This is a genomic window from Fluviicola taffensis DSM 16823 (genome assembly GCF_943372375.1).
GTDB lineage: Bacteria > Bacteroidota > Bacteroidia > Flavobacteriales_D > Crocinitomicaceae > Fluviicola > Fluviicola taffensis_A.
In genome coordinates, this window is record NZ_CALRYJ010000001.1 from 355268 (window position 1) to 367914 (window position 12647).

Here is a 12647-nt window from a genome sequence, read left to right on the forward strand (position 1 = left end):
TCTTGTAACATTTCATTTCACTAGTGATTATTAAATTGAAATACCAATCAAATTCCATGAAATTCGTTTGTATCCTCTTCTCTTTATTTTCGTTTACTCTGATGGGTCAGGTCATAAACAAGGAAAATCTGACAGCCAAAGAGAAAAACTATTATGATTTTCAGCAAACTCAATTAGAATCCATTGGTAGTTATTACAAAGATCTATTGGGTGAATCCCGCGATAAGCACGGCAAATGGTTGTATTATGACCGTTTCGGGAATGTGATCGAAGAGCGCAATTATTTCCGGGGAAAACTGCATGGAAGGGTCATTGCAAGTTATTCCAGCGGTAAGAACAAGCAGGAAGGTTACTTCAAAATGGGAGAACAGGACAGCGTATTCAGAGAATGGAATGAAACAGGAAAATTAAGCGTTCAGGGATATTACAAAATTGGGAAACCTACCGGGTTCTGGGAATATTATTACCTCAACGGAAAGAAAAAACAAGTGGAGGAGATTATTGATTCAACCACCTATCTGCGGGAATTCTGGATGCCGGATAGCCTACATACCCAAAAGGTGATGAATGGAAATGGCGAATACCTCACTTTTTTTGATACCGGAACGGAGAAAGAATGGTACAATTACAAAAACGGATTGAAAGATGGTTCTTTTGAAGAAGTCTCCATTTACGGATATTTACTCATTGAAGGGAAATTCAAAAACGGAGAAAAAGACAGCACCTGGAATTTCTTCTATTACACCGGAAAAAAAGAAAAAACAAGCAATTACGTCGATGGAAAACTCGATGGTGAATACAAATACTTTTACGACAACGAACAGGTAAACGTTGAAGGAACCTACAAAAACGGTGAGAAATCCGGCTTGTGGACCTGGTATACCAAAAAAGGAACCAAGGATATGGAAGGTTCTTTTGACAAAGGTCAACAAAACGGAAAATGGACGTATTGGTATCCGACAGGAGAACTGCGGAATTATGCGGAATACGATCACGATAAGAAAACCGGAACCTGGCAATATTTCTACAAGGACGGAAGCAAGTTCAAAAGCTCACCTTATGTGAACGATGAAAAAGAAGGGCAATGGGATACCTGGTATGAAAACGGTCAACTGCTCATGTCCGGAAAATATGTGAAAGGCAAAGAAGAAGGAACCTGGGTAAACTATTGGGAAGACGGGAAGGAAAAGAACATTGCGACTTTCAAAAATGGGTTACTTCACGGAAAATGGGAATCTTACTTCCCTACCGGGAAACCGAACATTTTCGGAAATTACAAAGAAGGTGAAAAGTCAGGTGAATGGACCAGTTTCTTTGATAATGGCAAGCCGAAAGACGTGTTCAATTATAAGGTAATCACTAAAAAATCGAAGATTCAAAATGGTCCGTTGAAAGACTATGATGTGAAGGAAAGTGTGAAAGATGGTCATTCGATTTCATTCTCCCAAAAGGACTTCAGAAAAACGGAAGAAGGAGATTACAAGAACGGTGAGAAAGACGGTGTTTGGTATACTTACTGGCCTGGAGGAAAAATCCCGAGTAACACGACCAACTATAAAAACGGGTTGTTGGATGGGAAATCCACTGAATTGGACAGAAGAGGAAATCCGGTTTCTGAAACGGATTATAAAGATGGATTGAAACACGGAAAAATGAAGATCTTCGACAAACGTGGTAAAGTGGCGAAAGAACTGGACTTTGAATTCGGACAACAAGTCATTAAAACCGGAGGAAGTAATATTGAGTTTAGAGCGAGGTAAACTTCGGCGCTTCGACTTCGCTCAGCGACCTGTGTTTGACAAGATTGAAAATAAAAAGGTGACTGAGCGAAGTCGAAGGCACTTTTTTGTTTGTATCAAATTTGTTTGTATCAAACGACCTTTTTTCTTAAATTAAGTAAGAGAAAGCGATAGCTTTTGATATTAGCAAGCGTTAGCGCGGCTATATTTCACTTTAACTAATGGTTCATGACAGATCAGGAATTAGGCATTTTTGGGGAGCAAATGGCTCAAAAACACTTAGTCAAAAATGGATACGCTATCCGGACAATTAATTTCCGCTATTTGAAATTTGAGGTGGATATCATTGCACAGAAAGATGAAAAAATCGTGGTGGTTGAAGTGAAAACCCGGCAAACAGCTGAAATTGGAGAACCCTGGATGGCAGTTACCAAGAAAAAGCAACGACAAATCATTACCTGCGCCAATCAATACATTCAATCCAGGGATTTACCCAACGAGGTTCGTTTTGATATCATTTCCATCGTTCACAATCAATTCCGCACGAAATTGGAACACATTGAAGATGCATTTTCAACCTAATAATTCACCAAAATACTTCTCCCGCTGATGGCGCAGATTTCGCAGAAAATCAGGTAAATCCCTTTTTGAATTTTGCATTTTTAATTTTGAATTAACCCCTCTGATATTCAAGTTTCTACCATTTTTAAATTAAACACCGTATCTTTGCCGCGTCTACTGCGATAGTAAACATTTAATTCTGCTCGTGATGAACACAAGAAAAACAGGTACAGGGAAAGGCCGTACAACAACAGGAAGAGGAACGAAGCCAAGTGGCTCAAAACCTGCTTCGAGAACTGGAAGACCGACTTCGAGAACGGAGAAACCAGCAACTAGAGGGGGCAAACCAGCTCCAAGAACGGAAAAACCGGATACTGAAAAAAGCAGTACTCCAAGACCAAGACCGACTGCTGCAGACGGATCTTCAAAACCTCATTACAAACCAAAAGTTCGTAAAGGTGACCCATTACCAACTTTCAACGAAGAAGATATTCGTTTGAACAAATATTTGTCCAATGCGGGAGTATGTTCTCGCAGAGAAGCAGATGTATTGATTCAGACCGGAGTAGTTTCCGTGAACGGCCAGATTATAACTGAAATGGGTTATAAAATCAAAAAAGGCGACAAGGTACAATACGACGGTGAAACAATTAACGCGGAAATCAAACGTTACGTGCTTTTGAATAAACCAAAAGGATTTATCACTACGATGGATGATCCCTTGGGAAGAAAGACTGTAATGGGCTTGATCATCAATGCATGTAAGGAACGTGTTTACCCTGTAGGGCGTTTAGACCGTGACACAACCGGATTGTTGTTGTTTACAAACGATGGAGATATGGCTAAAAAGCTGACTCATCCACGTTACGAAGCAACAAAAATTTACCATGTGGAAGCAGATAAACCGGTTCAGGCTGAACATTTGGAAATGCTGATGCGTGGAATTGAATTGGAAGACGGGCGCATTCAAGCGGATAAGGCTGAATATGTGAAAGACGGAAAATCTTCCCGTGAAGTCGGAATCGAAATTCACTCAGGTAAAAACCGAATTGTACGCCGTATGTTTGAAAAACTGGGATACGAAGTCGTGAAACTGGACCGTGTCCAATTTGCAAGTTTGACCAAAAAGGACTTACCAAGAGGATATTACAGACATTTAACAGAGAAAGAAGTACATTTCCTTAAAATGACCAAATAATTCAACATGTTCAGAAAGCTGTTATTCCTATTCCTTTTAGCAGTTATTGCAACTCCAGCCGATGCACAAATCAGAAAGCATCAGCGGAAAAGAAGTACCAATGCAGGTACCCTTTTCTTCTATTGGGGTTACAATCGCACCGCTTATTCGCAATCCACCATTCATTTTATTGGTTCGGATTATGATTTCACGTTGAAAGGTGTCAAGGCAACGGATAAGCAGCCCAAGTTTGGAGCAAATCTCTATTTGAACCCGGCGAATATGACTATTCCGCAATACAATTTCCGGATCGGTTATTATTTCACTGAAAAATGGGCATTCTCTCTTGGGGTAGACCATTTCAATTACGTGATGTCGCACGACAAGGAAGTTACTTTGGATGGTCATTTCGATATGGGTGTTGACTCGCTTTGGGAAGGGAATTACAACCAGGAAACAACTGCAATTGATCGCAACAATTTTCATTACGAACACAAGGCATTGAACTATTTACGAATCGAATTGATGCGTTCCTTTGATGTTTGGGAAGTCGGAGACAAACGTCAATTTGCAATTACAGGAAATGTCGGATTGAATTTAGGTCCGATGCTGACAACAACCAACTTCCTGTTTGCAAACGAACAAACCGATCGGTCAACAGCACTTTCCGGTTACGGAATCGGTGCCAATGCCAGTATGCGGTTGGAGTTTTTCAAACACGTCTTTATTCAGGCGGAAGGCGGATTGGCTTTTGCACATCTCCCGGGCGTAAAGACACGGGCAAATGATCGCAATCAACGTGCAAAACAAGCTTTCGGATTAGCTTCCTACAATGTATCTTTGGGTTTGATGTTCTATATCAAGACCAAAAACGGTTGTGATAGCTGTCCACATTGGTAGTTTCGACTCCGCTCAACTACCTGAGTTACTAAGGTGACTGAGCGAAGTCGAAGGCAACTTTTTGAACTATTAAAAATAATTATTACGAATTTTGATTATCGGGAGTAAAGGCCTGATGAATTTACAATAACAAGATATGTCACAAGAATTATCAGAACAAGAAATCCAGCGACGACAAACGTTGCAACACCTACGCGATGCGGGAATCGATCCATATCCTGCAGCACTTTACCCGGTTACGGACTACTCTGCTTCAATCAAGAACAATTTTGAAGAAGGAAAGCAAGTTTGTCTGGCAGGTAGAATGATGAGTCAACGCGTGATGGGAAAGGCTTCTTTTGCTGAACTACAAGACTCGGAAGGAAGAATTCAAGTGTATTTCAACCGCGATGAAATTTGTCCGGGAGAAGATAAAATGCTTTACAACGATTTATTCAAAAAGTGGTTGGATCTAGGTGATTTCATCGGAATCAAAGGGGAAGTCTTCAAAACTCAGGTCGGGGAAGTTTCCGTGAACGTGAAAGAATTCCAATTACTGAGTAAGTCTTTGAAACCGCTTCCACTTCCTAAGACAGATGCGGAAGGAAAAATACACGATGCATTTACAGATCCTGAAATGCGTTACCGTCAGCGCTATGTTGACTTAGTGGTGAATCCACAAGTAAAAGAGGTTTTCGTAAAGCGCACGAAATTGTTTTCTGCCATGCGTAACTTCTTCAATGATGCAGGCTATATGGAGGTTGAAACTCCAATTCTTCAGGCAATCCCGGGAGGAGCTGCTGCGCGTCCTTTCGTCACGCATCACAACGCCTTGGATATCCCATTATACATGCGAATTGCCAATGAATTGTATTTGAAACGATTGATTGTCGGAGGATTTGACGGAGTATACGAGTTTTCTAAAAATTTCCGCAACGAGGGAATGGACAGAACGCACAATCCGGAATTTACAGCAATGGAAATCTATGTTTCCTACAAGGATTACAATTGGATGATGGATTTCACAGAGCGTTTATTGGAACACTGCGCAAAGGCTGTAAACGGAACACCGGAATGCACATTCGGTGAACACCATATCAGCTTCAAGGCTCCATATAAACGTGTTACGATGCGTCAATCGATTATTGATTTCACAGGTTTTGATATTTCCGGAAAATCGGAAGATGAATTGAGAGCCGCTGCCAAAGGAATGGGAATCGCTGTCGATGAAACAATGGGTAAAGGAAAATTGATCGATGAGATTTTCGGTGAGAAATGTGAAGGAAATTACATTCAACCGACATTCATCACGGATTATCCGAAAGAAATGTCGCCTTTGTGTAAAACGCACCGCGAAGACCCTGAATTGACCGAGCGTTTTGAATTGATGGTTTGCGGAAAAGAAATCGCAAATGCTTATTCGGAATTGAATGATCCGATTGATCAGCGTGAACGTTTCGAAGACCAGGTTCGTTTAGCTGAAAAAGGAGACGATGAGGCGAATGGAATGATTGACCAGGATTTCTTGCGTGCATTGGAATACGGAATGCCACCAACTTCAGGATTAGGAATTGGAATGGACCGTTTGATTATGTACTTAACGAATAATCCTTCTATCCAGGAAGTGTTATTCTTCCCACAAATGCGTCCTGAAAAAGTGATGAAAGTTGTTCTGAATGAAAACGAGCAACTGATCTTCGATATCATGCAACGTGAAAAAACAATGGAATTGTTGAGCTTGAAAGAATCTGTAAACTTGAGCAACAAGGCTTGGGATGTCAGTATCAAGGGGCTTACAAAACACGGATTATTAAAAGTGACTAAAACGGATGAAATTCTGAATGTAGATTTTATCGGCTAGTTCTTTCCATAAAAGAATACCTGAAAACCCTGATAAAGTTAGATTTGTCAGGGTTTTTTATTTTGGGATAAAATTTAGAATAATTATTCCCTATATGTTCTATGTGCACTACTGTGGTTAAAATAAGTAAACCACATAGGAACATAGGCCACATAGCTTTTGTGAATTTCACAACCGTTAAAATTTTATACCCAATTTGATAAATCAACAAAATTTTCACAAACTCACCTTTTCAGGCAACTATTTTTATCAACCTGACATCTATAGTCTTGTGAAACAATTACTAACTGAAATGAAAGAATATTCAAAATAAATATTACCTTATTCCGAATTTCCCACAATTTAGGTTAAGCTACAATACTATTTATGAACCGAAAAAGAACTGATTCGAACCGATTGATACTCTCTGTCTGTGCTGTTAGCGCATTTACAGCGATGCTTTTCTTGTTCCCTTCGTGCAAAAAGAAAGCAAAAGTAGAGCCAATTGATCCACCAGTTGAGGAGGGTACCGGAGTTTCCGTGGATCTGTCAACTGTTCCCTATACCAAATTATCCGATTACCGTTTCTTCGAAGGAGAAATGAAAAATCAAAACCCGGCCGAACACGTAATTCCTTATGAACCGGCTTCAGGGCTTTTCACGGATTATGCACACAAGAAACGATTCATTTGGTTACCGACCGGAACGCAGGCAACCTATGTCAGTGATCACGATGTTTTGGACCTACCTGTTGGTGCCGCACTTATCAAGACATTTTATTATGATGACGTCCAACCTGCCGGAAATACGAGAATCATAGAAACACGCATCATGATCCGCAAATCATCCGGTTGGATATTCGCGGATTATGTCTGGAATACCGAACAAACAGAAGCATATCTGGATTTGCAGGGAAGTAACACCAATATCAGTTGGCTTCAAAACGGCGTACCAAAAAGTACGGCATACCGAATTCCAAATGAAACCGAATGTCATACCTGTCACAAAATAAATGATCAACCCATTCCAATCGGGATTAAGCCACAAAATTTGAATGTCGATTACGCCTATTCAGATGGTACTCAAAATCAGTTGCAAAAGTTGGTTTCCATTGGATATTTACAAAATAATCTTCCCGGAAATATCGTTTCTACTGTCAATTACATGGATCAGACAAAAACAATTGATGAGCGTTTTCGGTCGTATGTGGATATCAACTGCGCTCATTGTCACAGTGAAGGCAAACATTGCTCTTATCGCCCGATGCGTTTGGCATTCTCAGAAACTACTGACCCCATTAATCTGGGTCTATGTGTGGAACCTCAAGAATTTATCAACTCATCATTAGCATACATCATCAAGCCAAGTGATAAAAATCGCTCCATGATGTATTACCGTCTGGGATCCACTGTCCCAAGTGAACGGATGCCACTGCTCGGAAGAACCATTGTTCACGAGGAAGGATTGCAATTACTTGAAGATTGGATTAACTGGAAACAAACCTGTAACTAATACACTATTTATGAACTTAAAACCAAACGATTATGAAAATTAATTTTACATTTTTTCTCTTACTTGGAATGCCTTGGCTTTCTCAAGCTCAAAACACTTGTGCTACAGCATCGCTGATTACTGCTGGAACATATGTAGTCACAGCAGTTGACGGAACGGAGATCCCAACACTGATTTGTACGGCAAATGGTACCGGACAAACTGCCGCGGAATGGTATAAATATATTCCTACTGCTGATTACACCATCAATTTGACAACCGATTTGGCAGCCACAGCTGGAGTTGATACGCGTTTTCACGTATATTCCGGAACTTGTGGTGCACCCGTTTGCGTTGCAGGTGATGACGATGGTGGATCAGGTTTAACATCCACAGCCAGTTTCAACGTTACGACTGGAACCACTTACATTATTTGCTTTGATAATCGCTGGTCATCTACTGGTTTTAGCTTTGAGCTTACGGAAAATCCTGTAGTAGTTCCTGTGACTCCTCCAATTACATTTACTGCGAATACTTTTCCATCAATTAGTGGAACATACGGTTTAGCCAGCACGGACATGAACGGAGATTTCCTGGATGATATCGTAACAGTATCAGCTTCCAGTGTACAGATTCTCTACCAACAAATCAGTGGTGCCTATGTAACTACCAATATTCCGACTTCTACAACTATGTTTCAACCGTCTTGGAGTATGGCCATTGGTGATATTGATAAAAATGGGTTCAATGATATGCTTTATGGAAGTGGCAATGGTGTTACATTCATGAAAGCAAATGCAACCGGAACGGCTTATACTGAAGTTTCCGGAAGTGAATATATTTTCTGTCAGCGAACCAATTTTGTAGACATTAATAATGATGGTAATCTGGATGCGTTTTCTTGCCATGATATTGACCCGAATGTTTACTACCTGAATGATGGAAGTGGAAACCTTATTTACCATCAGGGAGGATTGGGAGATCATCCTGAAGGTGGAAATTATGGCTCTATTTGGACTGATTATGATAATGACGGGGATCAAGACCTTTTCATCGCGAAATGTCGTGGAGGAGCCTCTACAGCAAAAATCAACGAATTGCACAGAAATGATGGCGGCGGAGTTTTTACGGATGTTTCCGCAGCTGCAAATATGGCTGACCCAATTCAAACTTGGTCTTCTGCCTGGAACGACTTCAACAACGATGGTTGGATGGATGCAGCAATCGGGGCGAGCTCTACCGATGATGGTACACATAAATTGATGAAAAACAATGGAGACGGAACATTCTCCAATGTAACTGCCGGATCCGGATGGGATACCAATCCAAGTTTAAACATTGAACATGTTTCTTTTGATTTTGACAACGATGGGTTTGCAGATGTATTAGGTGGAGGCAATAAAATCATGTTCGGAAACGGCGATATGACGTTTGAGCCGGTTGTCTATGCATTCTCCAGTGGTTCCGTGGGCGATATGAACAACGACGGATTTTTAGATATCCGAAATGGGAATACCATTTACATGAGCGACAAAAACAGCAATAACTGGATTACAATTAACTTGCAAGGGATTCAAAGTAATTCAAATGGAATTGGTGCTCGTGTAGAGATTTACGGTTCATGGGGGAAACAAATCCGGGATATCAGAAGTGGTGACGGGTTCAAATACATGAACACACTGAATGCACACTTTGGAATTGGAACAGCAACCGGAATTGATTCATTATTTATCAAATGGCCTTCCGGACAAATTGATCAGGTGAACAATCCGACAATTAATACTCCTATTACAATTGTGGAAGGTTCACATCCTTTGAGCTTATTGGAAGTCGACGGTAAAAAAATCACATTATACCCGAATCCGACAACTGATTATCTGACAATTGAAAACTTTGATCTGTTGGGTGCTACAAGCGTCGAAATCTACACTCAATTGGGTGAACGCGTTTTGGAAACCCAAAAGAAAGATTCAAAAATCTCCTTGACAGGTTTGGTTAGCGGACGTTATTTCCTGGTTATCAAAACCAAGAATGGTCAAAAGTATTCTGAATCATTTATTAAAATGTAACTCATTTATAGTGCAAAAAAAAGTCGGGGCGTCCCGTATGTACGGGATTCGCCCCGACTTTTTTATTCTAATTTCAATTACAGTTTGAAAACGACTCCACCGGTAATCAATGATTTTCCATAACCGGCTTCTGCATAAACCCCAACCTTTTCACTCGGAAAATAGCGGAATCCCACGTGTGGTCCGATAAAAAACAGCGCCCCCACACTAGAATCATAATACACTTCATCTTTGTATTTTTCCCGCACATTTCTAAATACAGGTCCACTACCGATATTCACACCACCATAAACGTCCATCTTGTCCGCGAATGATTTTCCTGCTTTATCGGCAATCAATTGCAAAAAGTGAAAGTTTGCAATAAAACCAATTGGAATACCAACACTCCAGTAAGGATTTGAAGGGGAGACATAACCCGGAGCATAAACTCCACCATAGTAATAACCTGCATTTCTTGCAGAAACTTCAGCTCCCACAATAAAACCCAGACCGATATACTTGTGCACACCAAATTCCATCTGGAGGTTGAATGCTCCATATTGGTTGTTGTACGCTCTATCGTAATCCGAATAAAGCGAATAGTGCTGGTTTAGACCTAAACCTAACTGCAAGTACTTGCTTCCACTTCCACCAAACCCCTGCGCATGTGCACTTCCTGCAAACAACCCCATGGTTGTCAACAATAACATAAATTTTACCTTCTTCATAACCTAATTTTTACACTTATTGTTAAATCAAATATAAACAAGTAGACCAAGAAGATGAGATAAATCAACTTTTTTTGTGATTTGGCTCATTTTAATTTCTTCCACCTATCCGGAACTTTGCTTTGTTAAATCAAGAAACTATGAAAGCTCAAGAAATAAAACAAAGCAATTGGATGAAACTCGAAAGTCTGGCAAACCAATACCGATTCGGGGTTATTGCAATCACCTTACTAATTATAGGATGTTTAGGTGGCGTCACGATGAATTACGGCGCCGCACTCCATACATGGTCGCTGATTATTGTAGTAATCCCAACAATGACTACTTTGAGTTTGCTGTTAGCCGTGTCTCCTATGAGATGGATTTTGAACGCATTCATTGTCACGGTCATAACAGATCTGTTGGTCATCCCCTTTGTATAAAATACCCTATGAACTACTACTAAGGCTACTTATTCCAGATAAGTAGCCTTTTTTGGCATTTGAATCTTCCGTGAATTCCAAAGTTGTCAGTACCTTTGCACCTCCAAAAATCGGAAAATATGATTTCAGTAGATAATGTAACGGTAGAATTCAGCGGAAAAGTTTTATTCAGCGACGTTTCCTTCGTCATTAATGACACAGACAAAATTGCATTGATGGGGAAAAATGGAGCAGGTAAATCCACTCTATTGAAAATCCTTGCAGGGGTAAATAAAGCCACTAAAGGAGGTATTTCTGCACCAAAAGATGCCGTTATCGCTTATTTGCCACAGCATTTGTTGACCGAAGACAATTGTACTGTTTTTGAAGAAACAAGCAAAGCTTTTGCAGCTATTTTCGCTATGCGTGACGAAATAGAAGCACTGAATCAGGAGCTGACCGTACGAACAGATTATGATTCGGATGACTATATGAAACTCATCGAACGCGTTTCCGAATTGAGTGAAAAATTTTACTCAATCGAAGAGATCAACTACGACGGTGAAGTAGAAAAGGTCTTGAAAGGAATGGGATTCGAACGGGAAGATTTCACCCGCTCAACTTCTGAATTCAGCGGTGGTTGGAGAATGCGGATCGAATTGGCTAAGATCTTGCTTCAAAAACCGGATCTGATCCTTTTGGATGAGCCCACCAATCACATGGACATCGAATCCATTCAATGGCTGGAAGATTTCTTAGTGAACAGCGCCAAGGCTGTTGTCGTTATTTCGCATGACCGTGCATTTGTCGATGCGATCACCAATCGCACTATCGAAGTGACAATGGGTCGTATCTATGATTACAAGGCAAAATATTCCCATTACCTGGAATTGCGCAAGGAACGCCGAACACAGCAGCAAAAACAATACGAGGAACAACAAAAATTCATAGCGGAAACCACTGAGTTCATTGAACGTTTCAAAGGAACTTACTCTAAGACATTGCAAGTCCAATCCCGTGTGAAAATGCTCGAAAAGTTGGATATCATTGAAGTGGATGAAGTGGATAATTCCGCTTTACGCCTCAAGTTTCCACCTGCTCCCCGCTCCGGATCTTATCCGGTTGTCATTACGGATTTGAGCAAGAAATACGATAATCACCTTGTTTTCGGAGATGTCAACGTGACTATTGAACGCGGAGAGAAAGTGGCTTTTGTCGGAAGAAATGGAGAAGGAAAATCTACATTGGTAAAGGCGATCATGAATGAAATCGGGTTTGACGGAAACCTGGAATTGGGTCACAACACACAAATCGGTTATTTTGCCCAAAATCAGGCTTCTCTTCTGGATGAAGAACTGACCATTTTTGAAACCATTGATCGCATTGCCGAAGGAGAAGTCCGTACCAAAATAAAAGATCTGCTAGGTGCATTCATGTTCGGCGGGGATTCTTCTACTAAAAAGGTGAAAGTGCTCTCAGGAGGAGAGAAAACACGTCTTGCACTGATTAAACTACTGCTCGAACCTGTCAATTTGTTAATTCTCGATGAGCCGACCAATCATTTGGACATGAAAACGAAGGATATCATCAAGGATGCATTGAATGCTTTCGACGGAACACTTGTTTTGGTTTCTCATGATCGTGATTTTCTGGATGGCTTGGTTACGAAAGTGTATGAGTTTGGAAACAAGCGCGTGAAAACACATTTCGATGATATCAACGGATTCCTGGCAACAAAGAAAATGGAGAATCTGAAGGAGATAGAACGGAAAAATTAATTGAT

General features: G+C 40.6%; 10 protein-coding genes. 9 read left to right on the forward strand and 1 reads right to left on the reverse strand.

Going from position 1 to position 12647, the window contains the following annotated elements:
- The first annotated feature begins 56 nt into the window (after positions 1–56).
- The 7 genes from AAG807_RS01490 to AAG807_RS01520 all read left to right on the forward strand — a co-directional run bounded on the left by AAG807_RS01490 (position 57) and on the right by AAG807_RS01520 (position 9756).
- On the forward strand, positions 57–1760 hold the full coding sequence (locus tag AAG807_RS01490; RefSeq protein WP_341900140.1) for a hypothetical protein: 1704 nt from the start codon (positions 57–59) through the stop codon (positions 1758–1760).
- Between the two features lie 207 nt (positions 1761–1967).
- On the forward strand, positions 1968–2321 hold the full coding sequence (locus AAG807_RS01495) for a YraN family protein (protein WP_341900141.1): 354 nt from the start codon (positions 1968–1970) through the stop codon (positions 2319–2321).
- Positions 2322–2508: 187 nt separating this feature from the next.
- Complete coding sequence (locus AAG807_RS01500) at positions 2509–3498, forward strand: pseudouridine synthase (RefSeq protein WP_341900143.1); 990 nt, start codon at positions 2509–2511, stop codon at positions 3496–3498.
- A 6-nt stretch (positions 3499–3504) separates the two neighbouring features.
- Positions 3505–4377 carry a hypothetical protein gene (locus AAG807_RS01505; RefSeq protein WP_341900145.1) on the forward strand — a complete coding sequence of 291 codons (873 nt, stop codon included), beginning with the start codon at positions 3505–3507 and terminating at the stop codon, positions 4375–4377.
- A 136-nt stretch (positions 4378–4513) separates the two neighbouring features.
- A complete protein-coding gene (gene lysS, locus AAG807_RS01510; protein ID WP_341900147.1) occupies positions 4514–6217 on the forward strand; it encodes a lysine--tRNA ligase in 1704 nt (567 codons plus the stop codon).
- A 366-nt stretch (positions 6218–6583) separates the two neighbouring features.
- The gene (locus tag AAG807_RS01515) at positions 6584–7708 is read left to right on the forward strand and encodes a hypothetical protein (protein ID WP_341900149.1); all 1125 of its coding nucleotides are present in this window, start codon (positions 6584–6586) and stop codon (positions 7706–7708) included.
- A gap of 32 nt (positions 7709–7740) precedes the next feature.
- Complete coding sequence (locus tag AAG807_RS01520) at positions 7741–9756, forward strand: FG-GAP-like repeat-containing protein (RefSeq protein WP_341900151.1); 2016 nt, start codon at positions 7741–7743, stop codon at positions 9754–9756.
- A 77-nt stretch (positions 9757–9833) separates the two neighbouring features.
- Here AAG807_RS01520 and AAG807_RS01525 read toward each other — a convergent pair whose 3' ends face one another.
- Positions 9834–10463: a hypothetical protein gene (locus AAG807_RS01525; protein WP_341900154.1), complete on the reverse strand. Its 630-nt coding sequence runs from the start codon at positions 10461–10463 to the stop codon at positions 9834–9836.
- A gap of 173 nt (positions 10464–10636) precedes the next feature.
- Between AAG807_RS01525 and AAG807_RS01530 the strand changes: the two genes are divergently transcribed.
- Positions 10637–10885 carry a hypothetical protein gene (locus tag AAG807_RS01530; RefSeq protein ID WP_341900155.1) on the forward strand — a complete coding sequence of 83 codons (249 nt, stop codon included), beginning with the start codon at positions 10637–10639 and terminating at the stop codon, positions 10883–10885.
- Between the two features lie 119 nt (positions 10886–11004).
- The gene (locus AAG807_RS01535; RefSeq protein WP_341900157.1) at positions 11005–12642 is read left to right on the forward strand and encodes an ABC-F family ATP-binding cassette domain-containing protein; all 1638 of its coding nucleotides are present in this window, start codon (positions 11005–11007) and stop codon (positions 12640–12642) included.
- The last annotated feature ends 5 nt before the right edge of the window (positions 12643–12647 follow it).